The sequence below is a fragment of the Streptomyces dangxiongensis genome, from assembly GCF_003675325.1.
GTDB lineage: Bacteria > Actinomycetota > Actinomycetes > Streptomycetales > Streptomycetaceae > Streptomyces > Streptomyces dangxiongensis.
Genome location: NZ_CP033073.1, coordinates 377,514 through 397,027 on the forward strand (window position 1 = coordinate 377,514; position 19,514 = coordinate 397,027).

15 protein-coding genes and 1 pseudogene are annotated in these 19,514 nt (G+C 74.0%); 6 read left to right on the top strand and 10 right to left on the bottom strand.

Annotated features, from left to right (window positions below):
- Positions 1 to 55: 55 nt before the first annotated feature.
- From D9753_RS02070 to D9753_RS02080, 3 genes are all read right to left on the bottom strand, one after another.
- Positions 56 to 2,803 (bottom strand): helix-turn-helix transcriptional regulator, encoded by a 2,748-nt coding sequence (locus D9753_RS02070; RefSeq protein ID WP_121785448.1) that lies wholly within the window; start codon positions 2,801 to 2,803, stop codon positions 56 to 58.
- A 575-nt stretch (positions 2,804 to 3,378) separates the two neighbouring features.
- Positions 3,379 to 4,494, bottom strand: a complete 1,116-nt coding sequence (locus D9753_RS02075; RefSeq protein WP_121785449.1) for an AraC-like ligand-binding domain-containing protein — start codon at positions 4,492 to 4,494, stop codon at positions 3,379 to 3,381.
- A 279-nt stretch (positions 4,495 to 4,773) separates the two neighbouring features.
- Positions 4,774 to 5,505 carry an alpha/beta fold hydrolase gene (locus tag D9753_RS02080; protein WP_240468002.1) on the bottom strand — a complete coding sequence of 244 codons (732 nt, stop codon included), beginning with the start codon at positions 5,503 to 5,505 and terminating at the stop codon, positions 4,774 to 4,776.
- A gap of 422 nt (positions 5,506 to 5,927) precedes the next feature.
- Here D9753_RS02080 and D9753_RS02085 point away from each other — a divergent pair, with 422 nt between their 5' ends.
- Positions 5,928 to 6,506, top strand: coding sequence for a Dps family protein (locus D9753_RS02085; RefSeq protein ID WP_121785451.1), 579 nt, complete (start codon positions 5,928 to 5,930; stop codon positions 6,504 to 6,506).
- Positions 6,507 to 6,575: 69 nt separating this feature from the next.
- Here the strand turns inward: D9753_RS02085 and D9753_RS02090 are convergent, their stop codons facing one another.
- Positions 6,576 to 7,652, bottom strand: a complete 1,077-nt coding sequence (locus D9753_RS02090) for a fatty acid desaturase family protein (RefSeq protein ID WP_121790845.1) — start codon at positions 7,650 to 7,652, stop codon at positions 6,576 to 6,578.
- Positions 7,653 to 7,892: 240 nt separating this feature from the next.
- Positions 7,893 to 10,679 (bottom strand): M4 family metallopeptidase, encoded by a 2,787-nt coding sequence (locus D9753_RS02095; RefSeq protein ID WP_240468003.1) that lies wholly within the window; start codon positions 10,677 to 10,679, stop codon positions 7,893 to 7,895.
- Between the two features lie 341 nt (positions 10,680 to 11,020).
- Between D9753_RS02095 and D9753_RS02100 the strand changes: the two genes are divergently transcribed.
- Together D9753_RS02100 and D9753_RS02105 are read left to right on the top strand one after the other, a co-directional pair.
- A complete protein-coding gene (locus tag D9753_RS02100; RefSeq protein ID WP_205614031.1) occupies positions 11,021 to 11,794 on the top strand; it encodes a polysaccharide deacetylase family protein in 774 nt (257 codons plus the stop codon).
- A gap of 134 nt (positions 11,795 to 11,928) precedes the next feature.
- On the top strand, positions 11,929 to 12,939 hold the full coding sequence (locus D9753_RS02105) for a phosphotransferase (protein ID WP_121785454.1): 1,011 nt from the start codon (positions 11,929 to 11,931) through the stop codon (positions 12,937 to 12,939).
- A 29-nt stretch (positions 12,940 to 12,968) separates the two neighbouring features.
- Here the strand turns inward: D9753_RS02105 and D9753_RS02110 are convergent, their stop codons facing one another.
- Both D9753_RS02110 and D9753_RS02115 read right to left on the bottom strand, forming a co-directional pair.
- The gene (locus D9753_RS02110) at positions 12,969 to 13,859 is read right to left on the bottom strand and encodes an SDR family oxidoreductase (RefSeq protein WP_121785455.1); all 891 of its coding nucleotides are present in this window, start codon (positions 13,857 to 13,859) and stop codon (positions 12,969 to 12,971) included.
- 80 nt (positions 13,860 to 13,939) lie between these two features.
- Positions 13,940 to 14,122 carry a hypothetical protein gene (locus tag D9753_RS02115; RefSeq protein WP_121785456.1) on the bottom strand — a complete coding sequence of 61 codons (183 nt, stop codon included), beginning with the start codon at positions 14,120 to 14,122 and terminating at the stop codon, positions 13,940 to 13,942.
- A gap of 396 nt (positions 14,123 to 14,518) precedes the next feature.
- Between D9753_RS02115 and D9753_RS02120 the strand changes: the two genes are divergently transcribed.
- The gene (locus D9753_RS02120) at positions 14,519 to 14,920 is read left to right on the top strand and encodes a VOC family protein (protein WP_121785457.1); all 402 of its coding nucleotides are present in this window, start codon (positions 14,519 to 14,521) and stop codon (positions 14,918 to 14,920) included.
- A 79-nt stretch (positions 14,921 to 14,999) separates the two neighbouring features.
- Positions 15,000 to 15,728 carry a hypothetical protein gene (locus D9753_RS02125; protein ID WP_240468004.1) on the top strand — a complete coding sequence of 243 codons (729 nt, stop codon included), beginning with the start codon at positions 15,000 to 15,002 and terminating at the stop codon, positions 15,726 to 15,728.
- A 76-nt stretch (positions 15,729 to 15,804) separates the two neighbouring features.
- Here the strand turns inward: D9753_RS02125 and D9753_RS02130 are convergent, their stop codons facing one another.
- The 3 genes from D9753_RS02130 to D9753_RS02140 form a co-directional block, all read right to left on the bottom strand.
- On the bottom strand, positions 15,805 to 17,373 hold the full coding sequence (locus D9753_RS02130; protein ID WP_121785459.1) for a carbohydrate-binding protein: 1,569 nt from the start codon (positions 17,371 to 17,373) through the stop codon (positions 15,805 to 15,807).
- Positions 17,374 to 17,579: 206 nt separating this feature from the next.
- Complete coding sequence (locus tag D9753_RS02135) at positions 17,580 to 17,996, bottom strand: (R)-mandelonitrile lyase (protein ID WP_121785460.1); 417 nt, start codon at positions 17,994 to 17,996, stop codon at positions 17,580 to 17,582.
- Between the two features lie 38 nt (positions 17,997 to 18,034).
- Positions 18,035 to 18,358, bottom strand: coding sequence for a carboxymuconolactone decarboxylase family protein (locus tag D9753_RS02140; RefSeq protein ID WP_121785461.1), 324 nt, complete (start codon positions 18,356 to 18,358; stop codon positions 18,035 to 18,037).
- A 220-nt stretch (positions 18,359 to 18,578) separates the two neighbouring features.
- Here D9753_RS02140 and D9753_RS02145 point away from each other — a divergent pair.
- Positions 18,579 to 19,474: pseudogene (locus D9753_RS02145) on the top strand (helix-turn-helix transcriptional regulator).
- The last annotated feature ends 40 nt before the right edge of the window (positions 19,475 to 19,514 follow it).

Genomic DNA, 19,514 nt, shown 5'->3' on the forward strand with positions numbered 1-19,514 from the left:
CAGCCAAGCACCGTCGGCCGCGCCGCGCCTCGCGCGAACGTACCAACCCCGGCCGTCAGTTCTCGCGCAGGGCCGCCACCGTGTTGGCTAGCTGCACCCGGGAGTTGACCTCCAGCTTGCGGAAGACGGACGTCAGATGGGTGTTGACCGTGTGCGGGGAGACCACGAGTGTCTCGGCGGCCGACCTGTTGGTGTGGCCCTCCGCGATGAGACGCGCGACCTTCTTCTCCGAGGCGGTGAGCGCCTCCCAGCCGTGCACGGGGTGCGGGGCGGCCTGCGCCCGGCGGCTGCCGGCCCCCGCGCGTTCCAGCACCCGCAGCACGGCCGCTGCCGGGGCCTGGGCGCCCGACCCGGCGTACAGGCCGTGGGCCTCGGTCAGGACGGTCACGGCCTCGGCCTTGCGGCCCGCCGCCAGCAGGGCCGGCCCGAGGTCGGCGCACGCGGCGGCCCGGACGAGCGGGCGGGGGCTCGCCCGGAGCAGCGTCACCGCGTGTTCCAGCAGGCCGAGGTCGTCGCGGACCAGGCCCATGGCGTGCGCCGCGACACCGGTGGCGGTGGGCACCGCCGGGTTCCGCGCGGCGTGCGCCTGCGCCTGCGCGGCCAGGTCCTCGGCGAGCGCGTGTTCCGCGCCGCGCAGCGCCATGCGTACCGCCGCGGCGGCCCAGTCGCGCAGCAGCCGCCAGCGCATGAACGGGCCCGTCCGCTGCACCCGCCGGATCGCCTCGACGGCCCGTGCGACGTCCCCGTCGGCGTCGGCGTGCACCGCCTCGAGGAAGTGGACCACGGCGGTGTTGCCGGGGTTCGGTTTCCTCGCCCGCCTCTCCCGCGCGGCGGCCAGGTGGTGGCGAGCGGTGTCCCGGTCGCCGCGCAGCAGGGCGATCCGGGAGCGGACCACGCGCGCGTTGACCTGCTGGACGAGGGCCTGTACGTCGTCCTCCAGGCGTTCCATCGTCACGAAGGCGGTCTCCGCGTCGTCGAGCCGGCCCAGCCCCAGGTGGTACTGGGCCTGGGCCCACTGGAGCATCGCCTGCCGGGGCGAGCCCGCGTCGTCCGCCGCCCGCAGCAACAGCCGTTCACCGCAGGCGAAGTCGTCCAGGTGCAGGTGCGCGACGATCTCCTCGGGCAGGTAGGCACCGTCGACGGCGCTCAGCGCGGCGAACCGCTGCAGCGCGAGGGCGCTCTCCCCGGCGTTCTGCGCGATCTCGCCGAGCGCGGACAGGGCCAGCACATGGGCCTCCCGGTCCTGGGTCGAGATGGCGTCACGCAGGGCGTCCTCCCCGGCCGTGCGCGCCGCGGCCAGGTCCTCCCCCCGGGACAGGGCCAGCGCCCGCAGCGCCGCCAGCCGTGCCGCGACCTCGGGGGCGGCCCCGCCGACGGCCAGTGCGGCCTCGGTACGGCGGCGCAGCTCGTCGGCGAGGTCCAGGCTCCACAGGGCTCCGCCGAGGGCCGCCTGGACCCGGCCGAAGGCGTCGAGGGGCGGCCGGCAGGCCAGCAGCCGGTCGGCGGCGGCCAGCGCCTCCCGGTCCCGGCCCGCGCGGGTCAGACAGACGATCGCCCGCTCCCCCGTCACGAAGCCCGACGGACGTGGCGGCGGCACCAGGTCCAGCGCCCGCGTCATCAGGTCGGCCGCCAGCCCCGGGGTGACGGGCAGGACGTCGTCGGCGGCCCGGCGCAACAGCGCGGCCGCTTCCTCGTCGCCGGGCAGGGCGCTTCTGAGGATGTGCGAGACGGCGTCGATCGGCTGGTGGCCGGCGGCGACGAGATGTCCGGCCGCCTCCCGGTGCAGCGCCTTGCGGGCCGACGGCGGGATGTCGACGTAGACCGCCTGGCGCAGCAGGTCGTGCCGGAACACCAGTTGGTCGCCCTCGTCGTCCAGGAGCCCGGCGCGCACCGCCTCCTGGAGCGCCTCCAGCAACGCGGCGGGCGGCCGGCCGCACAGGGCGGCGGCGGCCTGGAAGGTGAAGCCACGGCCCAGCACCGACCCCATCTGGAGGAAGCGCAGCGTGCCGGGCCGCAGGGAGGCGAGTCTGCCGCGCACGCCCACGACGAGGCCCTCGGGCACGGGCTCGCCCGACGGGCCGGCGGCGCGCAGGCCGGCGAGCATCTCGACGGCGAGGAACGGGTTGCCGCCGGCGCCTTCGAGTAGCTGCCGCAGCCGGTCGTCGACGGCCGCGCCCAGGACGTCTCCGGCGAGCTGCCCGATGGCCGTGCCGGACAGCGGGCCCAGGGCGACCGTGACCGTGGTGAGTGCCTCGTGCGCGGCCGTGGCGATCTCCTCCGCCGGCCCGCCGGGCCCCTGGCGCCTGGTCAGCACCCACAGGACGGGCGAGGTCCGCAGGCGGGCCGGCAGGTGTCTCAGGGCGAAGCGGCTCAGCGGGTCGGCCCACTGGATGTCGTCCAGGGCGATCAGCACCGGGCCGCCGCGGGCTTTGGACTCGATGGCCTCCGCGAGGCGTTCCACGAGCCAGATCCGCTGGTCGTGGCTGCCGGCGAGGTCGGCGAAGGCGTCGCCGGGCAGCAGCGGCCGGTCACCGTGGAGCAGGCTCGCCGCCAGCGACGACAGGGGCGCGATGTGGTGGAGTTCGTCGGCCTTTCCGACGCCGGCGGCGAATCCGGCGGCGCGGGCCAGGGTGACGGTCTCGGCGAGCAGCGCGGTCTTCCCGATGCCCGCCTCGCCCTCGATCAGGGCCAGCGCGCCGCTTCCGGTCCGGGCCACCGCCGCGATCAGGGACCGCACCCTCTCCTGCTCGGCCTCCCGGCCGCGCAACCCGTCCCGGGACAGCGATCCGTCTGCCGCCGCCACTTCCGCCCCTCCGCGTTCCGCGCCCGCCGGCCGAAGCCGGGGCGCCCCACGAGCGGTGACCCCGCTCCACCGCGCCGGCTCCCGCCACCGGAGCACGGCCCCGGCCTCGCCGGACGACGCGCCGGGGACACTATGACAAGGAACGACGGGTTTGCGCACGTCCGGAGGGGGTGCGCGGGGGTGAGGGGGTACGGCGGGGCGGTCCGCGGGGCCCGGGAGAGACGGGTCGGGGACGGCCGGCGTGCACGGCGAGGGTGTACGGCGGGCAGCTCTACGGGGACGGGGTCGGCCTGCGCGCGCGGTGAGGGTGTGGCGGGCAGTTCCACGCGGGCCCGAGCCGGCGGCTGGACGGCCGGCCTGCGCGGCGAGGGGATACGGCGGGCTGCCCTACGGGGACGGGACCGGCCTGCGTCCGCGGTGAGGGAGTACGGCGGGCAGCTCTACGGTGCCCGGGTCGACCGGGGGCGGGCCGTGATCGTGGGGCGCGGTGTGGCCGGTGGGCAGCGCCGCGGAAACCCGGCGGGGGCGGGGTGCGGCCGGTGGCGGGCGGTGCGGTGCGGGCGCCGCCGGGTGGCTCAGGCCGCCGTGCGGTCCGTCTCCCCGGTGAGGACGGGGCGCGGGCCCGGGGGCGGAAGGATGTGCCGGTACGGCGGGGTCGGCGCCTGCGGCAGGGCACCCGGGGCCGTCCGGGGCGTGTGTGCCGCCGCGTCGCGCCACTCGGCGGGGGACATCCCGTAGGCGGCGCGGAAGACGCGGCTGAAGTGGGCAGCGCTGGTGAAGCCCCAGCGGTGGGCCACGGCCGCGATGGTGTGGCCGGCGGCCTCGCGGCGGGCCAGTTCGCGCCGGCACCGCTGGAGCCGGCGGCGCTGGATCCAGCGGCTGACGGTGACGTCCTCGGCCTGGAACAGCCGGTGCAGATAGCGGACGGAGATGTGGTGGGCCCGGGCGATGACGTCCGGGGCCAGGTCCGGGTCGGCGAGCTGGTCGTCGATGAAGATCCGGATGCGGGGCAGCAGCACCCGGGCGGCGTCGGGCGTGCCGGAGGGTTCCTGGCCGAGCCGGTCCGCGGCCAGCACCCCGAGCAGGTCGAGGACGTGGCGGGCCTGGGCGTCCCCCAGGGCCCGGGGGTAGGTCTCCGCCGTGTCCACGAGCGTGGTGAGCAGCGGGAGCAGCAGGGTGCCGAGCGGTGTCCCGGGGTGGACGGGCCGCGCGGTGAGCCGGCGCAGTCCGGCTTCGCCCAGGTCCGGCAGCCGGCGCGGGAACACCAGGGACTTGGTCTGGAAGGGGGTGGCGAAGTCCGCCCGCAGGGGGCGTGCCATGTCGCAGATGACGATGTCCCCGGGGCGCAGTTCGGCCGCGCGCCCGTCCTGCTCGACACTCGCGGTGCCGCGTACCAGGAGCTTGACGACGAGGTGCTCGTCCGAGGCCGGTGCGGTCGGCGCCGGGGTCCGCCGTACCCGCAGGGGGCCGCTGTCCACCGTGGCGACGCGGACGTGGCCCAGCCGGGAGGTGCGCAGGGTTCCCGCGCACCGGTCGTCGGGGACGGTGATGTCGAGTTCGGCGAACGTGCGGGACAGGGCCTCGCGCCAGTAGGTCCGTCTGAGGTGGAGGGGTATGGCGTCCGTGGCGTAGAGCGTGCCCGGGAGACGGTCCCCCGGTGCCGGTGCCGGTGCCAGTGAGTGCGGCGACATGATGTCCGCCCTTCGGTGTGTGTGCTGTCCGCACACCGTGCCAAGGGACGCCGGACGACCGCATCGCGTGAATCCGCTAGATCCACGAAACGCTGCCCGGACCACGCACCGCGTCCCCGTGCACCGGCCGGCCGCGTCCCCATGCCGCGCCCCGCGCGCCTCGCTGGTCCGCCCGCCTCCCCGCCGGGATGCCGTGACGGCCGGCAGGCCCCGGGCGCCGTGGGGTGGCCGGGGCGGGGGCGCGGTCGGCCGGTGGGCCGTCGCCCGTGTCCCGGGTGCTCAGTGCCCGGAGCGGACCTCGTGCACGGCGCGCAGGACGAGGTCCGTGACGGGGCCGGGGTCGCTCACGGAGACGGCGTGCGGCGCGCGGACGGTGACGGTGTGGGCGTCCGCGCGGCTGGCCATCCACCGCTCGGCGGCCGGCGGGATGTTGCGGTCCTCGGTGGCGACCAGGTACCAGCTCGGGATGTCCCGCCACGCCGCCGCCGTGGCCTCCTCCTGGAGGGCGGCCACGGCGATCGGGCGCTGCCCCACCGCCATCACCTGTGCGGTGGTTTCGGGGACGCCGTCGGCGAACTGCTGCCGGAACACGTCCTGGCGGATGACGAGTTCCTCGCCCTGGCCGCCTCCGGGCAGCGGGTAGGACTGCGCGGTGGTGGCCTCGGCGAGGGTGCTGCCGGGGAACTTGCCGGTGAGACCGAGCGTGCTCTCCCCGATGTCGGGGACGAACGCCGCGATGTACACCAGTGCCTTGACGCGCGGCGCACCGGTGGCGGCGTGGCTGATGACCGCCCCGCCGTAGGAGTGGCCGACGAGGACGATCGGCCCCTCGACGCCGTCGAGGACGCCGCGGATGTAGGCGGCGTCGCTCGCCAGGCCGCGCAGCGGCAGGGCCGGTACCAGCACGCGGTGCCCGTGCCGCTGGAGCCGTTCGACGACGGCGCTCCAGCTCGAGCCGTCGGCGAAGGCGCCGTGGACCAGGACGACGGTCGGCTTGTCGGTGGTGGACACGGGAGACTCCCTGTCGGTGGATGGGGTTCGGCTCCTGACCGGGGACCGGGCCGCCGCGACCGGTGAAGGGCCCCTGGGGGGACGCGGGTCACGGGCGGCGGCGCCGGAGAGCGGGTCGTGCGGCCGGTTCAGGCGGGAACGCTACGGAGGGGACGCGGTCGCGCTTGCCTCTGGACGCTCCGGCCGTGTCCTGTCCGTGCCCGTCGGGGGGCGCGTGAGACGCGTGTCGCGGGTGGGGCGTCGCGCCCGCCGTGCCCGAGGGGCCGCCGCGTCCGACACCGCCCGACTGCGGCTTCCGGCGCGGGAGGCGTCCCGAGCGATGCGCCGGTGGGCATCGGGGCATGCGCGCACGGGCAAGCCGTCCACGTGTCCGTGCCTAGCGTCGTCGCCGTACGCACAGCACGCACCGCAGGGAGCACATCATGACGAGCGACACCCACCACGCGAGCGGCAGCCAGCCGTGGCTGCATCAGAAGGGCGAGGTGATCCAGGAGTTCGGGACCGTCAAGCAGTTCCCGCTCGGTCTGTCCTACGAGGCGCGGATGTACTCCTGCCAGCGCCTGAACCGGGTCCTGGCCGACACCCAGATCCTCTACGGCCTCTACAAGAAGCACCACTGGCTGATGCGCGGCGCGACCTTCTACCAACTGCACCTGGTGCTGGACAAGCATGCCGGGGAGCAGCTCGAACTGGTCGACACCCTGGCGGAGCGGGTGCAGACGCTGGGCGGTGTCGCCGTGGGCGACACCCGGCACGTCGCCGAGATCACGACCATCCCCCGGCCGCCGGACGGCGTCGAGGAGGTGCCGGCGATGCTGTCCCGGCTCCTGGAGGCCCACGAGTCCATCCTCGTGGACGCGCACGACGCCGCGGCGCGCGCCGCCGAACTGGGCGACGACGGCACCAACGACCTGCTCGTCTCGCAGGTCGTCCGGACCGGCGAACTCCAGGCGTGGTTCCTGGCCGAGCATCTGGTCGACACGCCGCTGGTCCGCTCCTGAGCGGCGCGGGGGCGGCGGCGGACCGCCCGGCCGGCACCGCGGTCACCGCCGTAGCGCCCCCGCCGGGCGTCAGGACGCCCGGCGCCGCCGCCTGATCGGTTCCCCCACCCGGTGCAGATGGGTGAGGGCCTCGCGGTAGGACCGGATCAGCCCGGTCTCGTGGTACGGCACCCCTGCCTCCGCGCAGTACGCGCGGACGAGGACCCGGGCCCGCCGCAGATGGGGCGTGGGCATACTCGGGAACAGGTGGTGCTCTATCTGGTGGTTGAGCCCGCCGAGCAGTACGTCGGTGAGCCGGCCGCCGCGCACGTTGCGGGAGGTGAGGACCTGGCGGCGCAGGAAGTCCGGCTGTTCGTCGCCGGTGAAGGTGGGCATGCCCTTGTGGTTGGGGGCGAAGGTGCAGCCCAGGTAGACACCGAAGAGGGCCTGGTGCACGGCGAGGAACGCCACCGCCTTGCCGGGGCTGAGCACCAGGAACAGCGCGGTCAGGTAGCCCGCGATGTGCAGGAGGAGCAGCGTCCCCTCCAGCAGGCGGTTCTTCATGGCCGGCGAGCGCAGCGCCCGCACGCTCGCGACGTGCAGGTTGAGGCCCTCCAGGGTGAGCAGCGGGAAGAACAGCAGCGCCTGGTGTCCGCCGATGAGGCGGGCCACGCCGCGGCTGGAGCGGGCCTGCCCGGTGGACCACACGAGGATGTCAGGGGCGACGTCGGGGTCGAGCTCCTCGTGGTTGGGGTGGGCGTGGTGGCGGGTGTGCTTGTTCATCCACCAGCCGTAGCTCATCCCGATCCCGAGGTTCGCGAAGAGCCGGCCCCAGGTCTCGCTCGGCCGGCGCCGCCGGAAGACCTGGCGGTGGGCCAGGTCGTGGGCCGCGAGGGCGACCTGTCCGAACACGAGGGCCAGGAAGGCGGCCACGGTTAGCTGCCACCAGCGGTCGCCGAGCGCGAGGAAGGCCGCCCAGCCGGCCGCCAGCAGCGCGATCACCGTACCGAGCCGTGCCGTGTAGTAGCCGGGGCGCCGCTCGAACAGGCCCGCCTCGGCGATACGTCGGGACAGCCGGGCGTAGTCGCTGCCGGCCGCGGAGCCGGGTGTACGGGATCGGGCGGCGGACGCCGCTGGCCCCGGGGAGGCGTCGGTGGAAATCGTCATGCGGTCGAGTCTGCGCACGGCCGCCCGGCCGGAACAGCCTGCCAGTCACCGTGCCGGACGGGGGGCTGCCACCACCGTCGACCTGGAGTTCCCCCCCACCCCCGCCCACCGTCGTGCCGTCCGTGCTCAGTACTCCCCGGGCAGAAGGTGCGCCCCGACGACATCGCGGACCTCGGCGATGAGGACGCCGGGGTCGGGTGTCCGGCGGTCCGGTGGTCGGGCGGTCGGGCGTGGGTGCGGTCAGGCGCACCTGCCGTGCGGGCGGGCCCGGGTCACCACGTCGCCGTGGCCGGTGGTCGCGTCCAGCCAGACGACCCGGGTACCGCCGGCCGCGGCGGCGGAGAGCTGCTCGCCCCGGTTGCAGGAGACCCGGGCGCGGTGCGTGCCCCGCCCCTCGTGGTGCGGTGCGAACTGCCAGAGCTTGGCCAGTGCCGCGTTGCCGGTCCCGGACGAGGGCGTCCGGGCGACCACCGTCACCGCTCGCGCGGAGGCCGTCAGGTCGGCGATGTTCAGGGCGTGGGGGCCGGTCTCCGGGCTGAGGTCGGTGACGTCCGACCCGTCGAGGCCGGCGCGGCGCAGGGTGGTGGCGCCGTTCTGGTCGACCGCGTCGAGGAGCCAGTAGACGTGGTCGCCGGTGAGGGCCGTCGGACCGAGGCTGGTCTCCGGACCGGCCTGCTGGACCACCGTCTGTTCGCCGGTGGCCACGTCGATCAGCCGGGTGGTGGCCTCGTACACCGCGCTGACGCGCTGCCGGTCCTGGTAGACGATCCTGCCGCCGCTCACCGACGGGAAGGTCGCCCGGTGGTAGGTGCCGCCGCCGATGGTGACCACGTCGGACGGGTCCTTCAGGCTCAGGTAGGCCACGCCCGCCCTGCCTCCGTAGTTGTTGTAGGCGAAGGTCACGATGTCGCCGTCGACGCCGAGCGTGGTGCCGACGCTGCGGCCGTGCCACAGGGTGCGCACCGGTCCGCCCGCGAGGGACCGGGCCAGGATGTCCACGCCGTCGGCCCCGTGCGCCTGCCACACCACCGTGGTGCCGTCGGTGGCCGGGTTCACGTGGTAGCGGCCGTCATCGGGGCTGATCAGCCTGGGCCGCTTCCGGCCGTCGGTGCGGCCGGCCCACACCGAGTACGGCTGGGAGCCGGACGCGTCCGAGTCCGAGGCGACCCACCAGCCGCCGCCCGCGCCGAGGTGGGTGTCGTAGGTCTCGACGCGGGAGAGCAGCACCTCGGAGTCGATGCCTAGGGCCTTCTCCCAGTGCGGGACGATGCCGTGCGCGGTGAAGGCGCGCCGGACGGCGGCGAGGTTCTTCCCGCCCACGCGTAGCTGCCGGGCGGCGGCGAGGACCGTGTCGCGGCCCTGGGTGAAGCCGTCGAGCGGGGTGAGGTACTCGGTGAGCGCCTTGTACACGACCGCGTCGGCGAGGCGGGGGCCGAGGTCCTGGCGGATGTCCCAGAGCGCGCCGCCGAAGATGGTGGAGTTCAGGTGCACCCCGCCGTTGTCGGTGCCGAATCCGACGCCGAGGAAGGAACCGGCGGTGGTGCGAGCGTCGTTCAGGTCGCGGACCGCGCAGGTACGCGGGTCCTTGGTGCGGCACAGGGTCTCGCCGAGGAGCCCGGAGTCCGGGTCGTCCATCGGCAGGTGGCGGGCGTCGGACTCGATGGCGTTGCCGAAGTAGTCGGCGAGGGCCTCGTTCATGGCGCCGGACTGGCCCGCGTAGACCAGGTCGGCGGAGTGCTCGATGACCGCGTGGGTCATCTCGTGGCCGACCACGTCGAGTGCGGCGGACAGCGGCCGGTACTCGGCGTCGCCGGTGCCGTACACCATCTTCCGGCCGTCCCAGAAGGCGTTGACGTACGGCTGTCCGTAATCGGTCGCGCCGACGAGGGAGTTGACGGTCATGCCGTGTCCGTCCAGGCTGTCGCGGCCGAACGCGGTGCGGTAGTAGTCGTAGACCTGTCCGGCCGCCCAGTGGGCGTCCACCGCACCCGACGCGGTGGCCTCGGCGCCGAACTCCGGTGTGGGTGAGGCGACTTGCTCAAGGCCGTCGGGCCAGGCGCCGGACAGGTCGCTCGCCCATCGGCCGCTCGCGTCCCAGGTGGCCAGGACGTTGCCGGGGGTGCTCCGGATGCGGGTGCCGTCGCGCAGTACGTAGGTGTCGCGGGTGTCGTCGTGGGTGATGCCCAGCGGGACGGTGGTGCCGTCCAGCCGGACGCCTGAGCCGGTGGTACCGGGGGCGGGTTCGCCGGCCGGGGGGCGGACCGCGCCGCCCCGGGCGGTCGTGGTGCCGGGGGCGGGCGTGGTGGCCCGGACGGGCCTGGTGCCCGGGGCGGCGAAGGTGCGTACGGCGCTGTACCGCAGAACCGGGTAGCCGGCCCGGGCGTCGATGTACACCTCGCGCAGCACCGGTTCGCCGTGCGCCGGGTCCGTGCCGCGGACGGTGATGTGGCGGGTGAGGACGCCGGTTCCGGTGGGCAGTACGGCCAGGCCGTGGGAGGTGCCGGTGAGCGGTGTGTTCCCGTCGTCGGTGCGGGCGCCGAACGCGCGGGCGGTGAGGTCCTGCCGGACGGCGTCGACGGCGCGCTCGACGGCCAGGTCGTCGCCGATGCCGGCGGTGGTGCCGGTGTGCAGTCCGGTGAAGTACCGGCCGGAGGTGCCGGTGACGGTCCGCCGGCCGTCCTCGCGTTCCATGCGGACGATGTACTGGCCGCCCAGGACCGGCACTCCGTGGTACGTCTGCTGGAGCCGCACGGTCTCCCGGCCGCCGGAGGTGAGCGTACCGGCGGGCCTCAGGTCCCGGGCCGGGTCGGCGATCCGGTAGCGGTCCGTGCGCCGGGCGAGGTACGCGCGTGCGGCGTCCGCCGCCGTACGGGCCGCCGGGGCCGGTTCCCGGATCCCGTCCACCAGGGCCGGTGTCGCCGTCCCCTCCCCCGCCGCGGCCACTCCGGGCGCCGCCGGTACGGCGCGGGCGGGCGCCGCCGGCACGACGAGTGCGACGGCGCCCAGGAGCGCCGCCGCACCGAACAAGGGTTTCCGCCGTGTCCTCTTCGCTGCCCCCGGATGACCGGAGCCCGTTCCGGAATGACGCACCGTTTCCCCAACCCCCCACCGCCGCGCGGCTGTTCCGGCGGCGGGACCGCCACCGGGCAGGCCCATTGGAAGTGGTGGTACGCCGGTGCACAACAGCCCGGACGAGCCGACCGGCGATTTCCGGCCCCGCCCCATGAGCGACTGTCGCCAAAGCGCCCCGGAATTGTCCGTGATCCGTAACAGAGGGATCCCGTGATCGTCCGCGGCCGTCCTGCCAGGTGCACGGAACCCGTCGGCGTGGCGACGGGAGTCATCGACACGGCAGGGGGCGGACGGACATGGCGCGGCATGGCGGGCGGGGATGGTACGGCCGGATGGTCGCGGCGGCGCTCGGGGTGACGGCGGTGGCCGCCGCCACCTCGGTGTGGACCGCGCAGGCCGGCCAGACCGGTGGCGGCTCGGCCGGCCCGGGTGCCTCGGCCCGGCCCGCCGCGCCCAAGGCGGCGCCCGTGTCCGCCGTCATCGCCCATGCCTCGGACCGCGGCGAGCACGCCGTCAACATCACCATCGACGACGGCCCGGACCCGGTCTGGACCCCGCGGGTGCTCCAGGTGCTGCGCGACAACGGCGTGAAGGCGACGTTCTGCATGGTCGGCACCCAGGCCGAGGCCCACCCGGATCTCGTCCGGCAGGTGGTGGCCGCCGGGCACCGGCTGTGCGACCACACGGTGTCGCACGACACCACGATGGACACCAAGCCCCCGGCCTACCAGTCACAGCAGATCGTGGACGCCGAGCGGCAGATCACCAAGGCGTCCGGTGGGGTGCGCCCGATGTACTACCGGGCTCCGGGCGGCGCCTTCACCCCGTACAGCCGGAAACTGGCGGCCTCGCACGGGATGCGTCCGCTCGGCTGGAACGTCGACTCCAAGGACTTCGAGCGGCCGGGCACGGACGCCGTCGTGGCCACCGTCAAGGGCGAGCTGGCGAACGGCCCCACGATCCTCTTCCACGACGCGGGCGGCGACCGCTCCCAGACGGTGGCCGCGCTGCACACCCTGCTGCCGTGGCTGACGGAGCAGGGCTACGCCTTCGGCTTCCCGGTGCGCTGAACCGGGCGGACCCCGGTAGGAGCCCCGGGGGTCGGTCGGAGCTTCGGGCACCGCGCCGGCCCTGCCCGCCCCCGGGCGCCGGTGTACGGCAAAACCGCTGGCCGGGCCGTCGGCGGTGGTGATGGGATGGGACGATGCGCGAGGACACCACGACCACCGTCGACCGCGGGCAGCACCAGGACGCGGTGACCCCCTGGGAGCAGGAGGCCTGGCGTGCCGCGGCCCTCGGCTGGGTGACCGAGGGGCTCGCCGCGCACGGACTGCGGGCCGCCGGCGGCCTTCAGGTGCGGCTGCGACCGTGGTCCGTGCTGATCCGGGTGCCCGTCGCGGGGCGGCCGGCGGTCTGGTTCAAGGCGAGCCCGCCGGCCGGCGCGTTCGAGGGGCCGCTGACCGCCGCCCTGGCCCGCTGGGTGCCGGCGCACGTGCTGCGGCCCCTGGCCGTCGACGCCGGGCGCGGCTGGTCGCTGCTGCCCGACGGAGGCGACCTGTTCCGGACCGTGCTCGCCCGGGAGGCCGTCGGACCGCGCGCCTGGGAGGACCTGCTGGGCCAGTACGCCAGCATGCAGCACGCCCTGGTTCCGCACGCGCACGCCCTCGAGCGGCTGGGCGTGCCGGCCGCCCGGACACCCGGTCTGCCGGAGGTGTTCGACGACCTGCTCGCCGGGGACCGCGTGCTGGGCCCGGAGGAACGTGCCCGGCTGGAGGGGCTCCGGCCGCGCCTCGTGGACTGGTGTGCCGAACTCGCCTCGCTCGGCGTCGCGGACAGCCTCGACCACGCTGACCTGCACGACGGGCAGGTGTTCCGGCCGGCCCCGGGCCGCTACACCTTCTTCGACTGGGGCGACGCCGCCGTCTCCCACCCGTTCTGCAGTCTGCGCGTCACCGCCGAGCGGGCCTGCGACCGCTACGGCCCGCAGGTGCTGCCCCGGCTGCTCGACGCGTATCTGGAGCCCTGGACGGGTCACGGCCGTACGGCGGCGGGGCTGCGGCGGGCGGCGGCGCTGGCCTGGCGGCTGAGTGTGCTGAGCCGGGCGGCGGCCTGGGGCCGGATGTTCCCCGGCGCGTCCGGGGCCGGTCCGGGAGCGGCGCAGAGCGCCAGGTGGCTGCTGGAACTCCTGGCCGAGCCGCCCTTCCGGGCCGGCTGACCGCTCCCGGCGGCAGCGGATGGGCGGGGTCAGGGCAGCGGGGTGCCGCCCGTCGCGTTCAGGACCTCCGCGGTGATGTAGCTCGCCTGGGGCGAGGCCAGGTACACGTAGGCGGGGGCCAGTTCGGCGGGCTGGGCGGGGCGGCCGAGCGGGCTCTGCTTCCCGAACTCCGCCGTGTCCGGCAGGGTGGCGGGGATGAGCGGCGTCCACACCGGTCCCGGCGCGACCGCGTTGACCCGGATGCCGCGCTCGGCGAGCATCTGCGCCAGTCCGTGGGTGAAGGTGACGATCGCGCCCTTGGTCATCGCGTAGTCGAGCAGGTGCGGGCTGGGCTGGTACGCCTGCACGGACGTGGTGTTGATGACACAGCCGCCGGCCGGGATGTGCGGCAGGGCGAACTTGGTGAGCCAGAACATCCCGTACAGGTTGGTCCGCATCACCCGGTCGAACTGCTCGGTGCTGATCGCCTCGATGCCGTCCGGCTGGCCCATCTGGTAGGCGGCGTTGTTCACGAGGACGTCGATACGGCCGAACTCGCCGACCGCCCGCTCGATCAGTGAGCGGCAGTTGTCCTCCTCGCGGATGTCGCAGGACACGGCGACCGCCTTGCGTCCCGCGTCCTCCACCAGTTGGGACGTCTCGCGGGCGTCCTCCTCCTCCACGTCGAGATGCGTGAACAGCACGTCGGCGCCCTCGCGGGCGAAGGCGAGCGCCACCGCGCGTCCGATGCCGGAGTCCCCGCCCGTGATCACGGTCCTGAGGCCCTCGAGACGGCCGGTGCCGCGGTAGGAGTCCTCGCCGTGGTCGGGCGGCGGGTCCATGGGGCCGGTCCAGCCGGGGTGCGGCTGGTCCTGGTCGGGGAAGTCGGGGCGCGGGTGCTGCGTGACCGGATCGGGCCGGTCACCGGGCTGGTCCGTCACAGTGGCCTCCTGCGTCTTAGGCGGACGGGACAGGCGACCGGGTTCCCTCGTTGCGGCGGGTGAAAAGCGCTTCCTGCCGGTCAGGCCGTCGGGGTGTGCTGCCCGGTGGCGCGCAGCCGGTCCCGGCGGGCGAGGTTGTAGAGCCGCAGGAGGTGCTTCGCCACGGCGCAGAGAGCGGCGTCGGCGTGGCACTGGCGGCACGTCTGCAGGTGCTGCTCGTAGGTGAGGCGCGCGTTTTCCAACGCGTCGTTGGCAGTAGACATCGACATCTCCGGGCAGGGGCGCGGTCCGCGGACGGCGCGAAGTTGACTGACTGGTACACCCGGAACAAGGTGATCATGTTACTGGCGGTACTGGGAAACCCGGCTTCCCTCCGCCGGAACCGGAGCCGCGTTCCGGCTTCCTGGGACGGCCGGCCCCGCTCGGGGCACCCCCCTCCCACGTACTGCGGGCGTCGGCCGCGCGGGTCCGCGACGGCGGCCGGCCGTACGAGGTGACCGTCACGGTGCGTGACAACCGCGCGCGGCGAGCCTGGCTCATAACCCCGTTGGGCCGCCGAGGGCAGGCCCTTAGGATCGCCGTACGGCATCGCGTGCCGGTCACCGGCCGGGTGAGGCATGGAGGTGCCCGTGAGATTGCCTTGCGGAGGCATTCCACCCATGTCAGTCGAGTTGAACCACACCATCGTCCACGCCCGGGACAAGCGGGAGTCGGCCGCGTTCCTGGCCCGCATCCTGGGCCTGGAGGCCGGGGCCGAGTGGGGCCCGTTCGTTCCCGTGTCCACGAGCAACGGGGTCACCCTGGACTTCGCCACCGTCCCGGCGGAGTCGATCGTCATGCAGCACTACGCCTTCCTCCTTTCCGACGAGGAGTTCGACGCGGCCTTCGCCCGTATCCGGCAGGCCGGGATCACCTACTACGCCGACCCGCACGGGAAGCAGCCGGGCGAGATCAACCACCACCACGGCGGCCGGGGCCTGTACTTCCACGATCCGGCCGGACACGGCATGGAGATCATCACCCGCCCCTACGGCAGCGACGAGCCGTCGGCGGAGTCCTGAGGGACGGGGCAGGCCGGGGCGCCCGCCCCGGCCTGCCCCGGCCTGCCCCCTCCGGGCGCGGCCACGGCACACTGTGCGGGTGTACGACTTCCGCCCGGTCCACCGGGAACCCGCCCCGGACGTGTACGGACGCCTGCGCGTACGGACCGACGACCTCTCCCCCGCCGACTGGCTCGGCGAACGCGGGTCCGTTCAGGGCGCCTTCGGCACGGTGGCGGCCGTCGCCGCACCGGGTTTCGCCGCCTACGCGCGCATCCTGCACCCGGCCGGTCTCGACGGACGGCCGGTGCGCTGGTCGACGGTGGCCGCCGCCCATGGGACCCGGGTGGCGCCGCGCACCCGCTGGCACGAGGTCATCGGAATGGACGAGGAGTACGTCAACGCCTCCGAATACGGCATGCCCGGCGTGTGGGACGAACACCCCGAGGAGGGGCCGACCCCGCCGGACGTCGCCCGGGCACTGCTGCCCGTCCTGGCCCGGCACACCGGGACCACGGAGCGGTGCTGGTTCGGGCTGTGGGAGGGGTACGGCCACTGGGACTTCGACCGGTTCCCGAAATTCGAGACCCCGGGCCGCGCGGAGGTCCTGCTGGCAGGCCCGCTGGCCGACGTCGTCTCCCCGTCGTCCCTGGACGTGTTCGCCTGTCTTCCGGACCTGTGGTGGCCGCAGGACCGCGCCTGGTGTCTGGGCGGTGACGTGGACCTGGTCAGCACCTATGTCGGCGGTTCGCCCGCACTGATCGCCGACCTGCTGGCCGCGCCGGAGCTGGAGGCGCATCCGGTGACCGCGGACGATCCCCTCGGCTGAGCGCGCCTCCCCGGGGACGGGGAACGGGACGCCGCCCGGGGCGGCGTCCCGCGTGTCATCGTCCGCCGTGCACCGGCTACGGCGTCACGACGCCGCCGCCGAACGTCACCACGAGATGACCGTCCGAGGCGAAGGACCAGCCGAGCGCGCCCGCGTACGCGGAGCAGCGGGAACCGTTGGTGCCGGTCCAGAACTGGTTGGAGCTGTCGGCGTCACCGACGGTCTTGTCGTTGGAGCCGCTGCCGGCGAAGCGGCACGACGTGTCCGTACGGAACACCGAAGTGCCCTTGTCGAACGAGAAGTTGCGCTCGGCGTTGTCGATGCCGACGTTGTCGGACACCGCCATCGTGCCGGGGTTGCTGTTGTAGGTGAATCCGTGGTGGCCGTTCCTGTAGGCGATGTTGTGCCGGACCACGTGGTTCACCGCGATGTCGTCGCCGCCCAGCTTGTAGCCGTTGCGGTCGCCGTTGGAGTTGACCGTGCCGTCGCTCAGGGTGCCGTTGCCGTAGGACAGGCTGTACTCGATGGTCACCGGGCCGATGGCGCCGGTGTCCGTCTTGGTGTACAGGTCCCAGCCGTCGTCGATGTTGTTGTGCGAGACGTCGTAACGGAAGACGTTCCCGGTGCCGGTGGTCAGCTTCGCGGCGAAACCGTCGGCGTCCTCGCCGTCGGAGTCCGCGTTGTCGTGCGACTCGGAACTGACGATCAGGTTGTTCGACGGCCACTGGGAGTTGGGGGTGGTGGAGGACATACGGCCCAGTTGCAGGCCGGTGTCGCGGTTGTAGGCGGTCACCACGTGCTCGACGACGTTGTTGCTGCCGCCGACGAAGATTCCGTTGTCCCCGGCGTGCTCGACGGTCAGGCCGTACAGGCGCCAGTAGGAGGCGTTCAGCTGGATTCCCCGGTTGGCCGGACTCTCGCTCTGCGCCGAGAAGTTCAGTACGGGCTTCTCGCCCGGGTAGGCCGACAGGGTGGTGCGGGCACCGGAGGTGCCGTCGGCGCCGGCCGGGATGGTGACCGTGGCGGACGGGGTGTACGTCCCTCCGCGCAGGTAGATCGTGCCGCCGGGCGTGATGCGGCTGATGGCGGAGGTGAGCGTGGTCGGGGCCGATTCCGTGCCGGCCGCGCCGTCGCTGCCGCTCGGCGACACGTAGAGCACGGTGCCGGCCGGCGTCGCGGACACGGCGGCGTCGAGGTAGTCGAGGTTGGGCAGACCGTCGGCGGCGGTGGGGCTGAGGCGGATGGTGTTGGCGCCGGCCTTGACCGGCACGGTGAGCGTCTTGGTCGCCCAGGTGCTCCAGGCGCCGGTGGTCTCGAACGGCACCGTGGTGGCCGCCGTCCCGTTGACCGCGACCGTCGCGGACCGGGCGGCGGCCGTCCCGTTGGCGAACCGGACACCGAGGGTCGCGGTGCCGGCACTGGTGGCGTTCACCGTGAACTGGGCGTACGCGCCCGAGGCGTTGGTGCCGTTGCAGAAGCCGGCGCCGGAGAATCCGGCCCAGTTGGAGTCCACGGTGCCGGTGCACACCGCGGGGGAACTCTCGGCTTCGTAACGGGTGGTGGCGGCCTGGGCGGTGGTGCCGGACAGCGCGACGAGCGTGCCGGCGAGCAGACCTGCGCACGCCAGGGCGGATCTGAGTTGCATCGGCTTGTCTCCTAGCGGTTCGGGCTCGGCGGTGCGGATGCGGGTGTCCAGGGGGGTGAACCCGACGGCCGGTCATGGCATGGTGAAGGCCACCGGAAAGCGCTTTCCCTCTGGGACTTCCCGACGCTAGGGAGGAGTCGACGCACGCGTCAATAGCCGCGTACGTGATCCTTATTCATACATGTGAATAGACGAGGGACTCGCGGTCAGTTGCCGAGTCCGGCCGACGCCGCGGAGTACTCCTCGTCGGTGACCGGTTCCCGCCAGGTGGTCTCCTCGCCGCCGTCGCCCTTGCCCTCCCACAGCGCGATGTGTTCCATGAAGCGGTCGGGGGTGGCGCCGTGCCAGTGCTCCTCGTCCGGGGGGCAGGTGACCGTCTGGCCGGGGTGCGCTGCGAAGACGGTCCCGTCGCGGGTGCCGATCAGCGCGATGCCGGAGACGATGTGCAGGGTCTGGCCCAGCGCGTGGGAGTGCCAGTTCGTGCGGGCGCCCGGGGAGAAGCGGACCATGTTGGCACGCATCCGGGACGGTTCCTGGCCGGCGTGGATCACGTCGAACCAGACGTCGCCGGTGAACCAGTCGGCGGGAGCCTTGACCGTGGCCTGCTGCTTGACGAATTCCATGGTGTCTCTCTTCGGGAGTGGGGGGGTGGTGGAACGGGTCAGACGGTGGTGCGCTCGTCGGCGATCTGCTTGAGCCGGGTGATCGCGGTCATGGCGTTGGGCCAGCCCGCGTAGAAAGCCAGGTGGGTGATGGCCTCGGACAACTCCTCGACGCTCAGCCCGTTGTCCAGCGCGACACCGAGGTGGTAACCGAGCTGCTCGCCGCGGTAGAGGGCGGCCAGCACGCTGACCGTGACGAGACTGCGGTCCCGCGGCGAGAGACCGGGACGCTCCCAGACGTCAGCGAACAGCACGTCGTCGGTGATCTCGACGAGCTTGGGCGCGATCTCCGCGAGTTCCTGGGGCGCGGACTGCTTCGGCATGGCACAACTCCTCGGACGGACGGCGGGTGGCCCCTTGTGCCACTGTGTGGCCGGGCCGGTGGTCCGGCACCTACGGGAGGCGGGAACCGCCGGGTCCCCGGTCGCCCCCAGCAGGCGCCGGGATCGAGGAAACCGCAGGACAGAGAAGCGAAGAAGGGTCTGCCGTTACAGGTACTGACAGGGCCCCCCACCGGTGCGCCGTCCGACTTAGCCCGGAAGCGTGCGTACCGAGAGTGACGTCCGCGAGTTCCTGGCCTCCCGCCGCGCCAAGATCACCCGCGGCAGGCGGGGCTGCCCGCCTGCCGCGGCAACCGGCGCGTGCCCGGCCTGCGCCGCGAGGAAGTCGCCCTGCTCACCGGCGTCAGCATCGACTACTACGTACGCCTGGAGCGCGGCCGGCTGGCCGGAGCGTCCGAGGAGGTCCTCGACGCCGTCGCCGGCACCCTTCGACTGGACGACGCCGAACGCGCCCACCTCCACGACCTGGCCCGCGCCGCCGCCGAACGCCCCCACCGCCGCACCAGGCGTCCCCGCGGGCCGCTGCCCGACAGCGTGCTGCGCGTACGGAACTCCATGAGCGACTGCCCGGCCTTCATCCGCAACGGCCGCCTGGACGTCCTCGCCACCAACCCCCTCGGCCGCGCCCTGTACAGTCCGCTGCACGCCGGCGCGGTCCGAGAGCCGGTCAACATGGCCCGTTTCCAGTTCCTCGACCCGGCCGGGCGCGAGTTCTTCCCCCGCTGGGAGGAGGCCGTGAACACCACCGTGTCCCTGCTGCGCACCGAAGCGGGCCGCGCCCCCGGTGACAGCGACCTGACCGGCCTGATCGGTGAACTGGTCACCCGTAGCGACGAATTCCGCACCGCCTGGGCCAAACACGACGTCCGGCTGCACCACACCGGCCGCAAGGCCTTCCGCCATCCCGCCGTCGGCGAGATCACCCTCGACTTCGACGCCATGGAACTGCCCGCCCAGCCCGGTCTGACCCTCACCGCCTACAGCGCCCCGCCCCACACGCCCGACCACGACAGGATCCAGCTCCTCGCGGCCTGGGCCGCCGCCGAGGGGACGCCCCCGCCCACCGCCGGCCCCGCGCCCACCGACCGGCGGAAGTGACGACCGCGGCGCCGTTGTCCGGGACGCGCCCGTTCCCGGG

Excerpts from the sequence above, each read along its gene's own strand:
- D9753_RS02115 (WP_121785456.1), bottom strand. The coding sequence starts at position 14,122 with ATGTCTACTGCCAACGACGCGTTGGAAAACGCGCGCCTCACCTACGAG.
- D9753_RS02130 (WP_121785459.1), bottom strand. The coding sequence starts at position 17,373 with ATGCAACTCAGATCCGCCCTGGCGTGCGCAGGTCTGCTCGCCGGCACG.
- D9753_RS02090 (WP_121790845.1), bottom strand. The coding sequence starts at position 7,652 with ATGACGATTTCCACCGACGCCTCCCCGGGGCCAGCGGCGTCCGCCGCC.
- D9753_RS02120 (WP_121785457.1), top strand. The coding sequence starts at position 14,519 with ATGTCAGTCGAGTTGAACCACACCATCGTCCACGCCCGGGACAAGCGG.
- D9753_RS02075 (WP_121785449.1), bottom strand. The coding sequence starts at position 4,494 with ATGTCGCCGCACTCACTGGCACCGGCACCGGCACCGGGGGACCGTCTC.
- D9753_RS02105 (WP_121785454.1), top strand. The coding sequence starts at position 11,929 with ATGCGCGAGGACACCACGACCACCGTCGACCGCGGGCAGCACCAGGAC.
- D9753_RS02135 (WP_121785460.1), bottom strand. The coding sequence starts at position 17,996 with ATGGAATTCGTCAAGCAGCAGGCCACGGTCAAGGCTCCCGCCGACTGG.
- D9753_RS02140 (WP_121785461.1), bottom strand. The coding sequence starts at position 18,358 with ATGCCGAAGCAGTCCGCGCCCCAGGAACTCGCGGAGATCGCGCCCAAG.
- D9753_RS02085 (WP_121785451.1), top strand. The coding sequence starts at position 5,928 with ATGACGAGCGACACCCACCACGCGAGCGGCAGCCAGCCGTGGCTGCAT.
- D9753_RS02100 (WP_205614031.1), top strand. The coding sequence starts at position 11,021 with ATGGCGCGGCATGGCGGGCGGGGATGGTACGGCCGGATGGTCGCGGCG.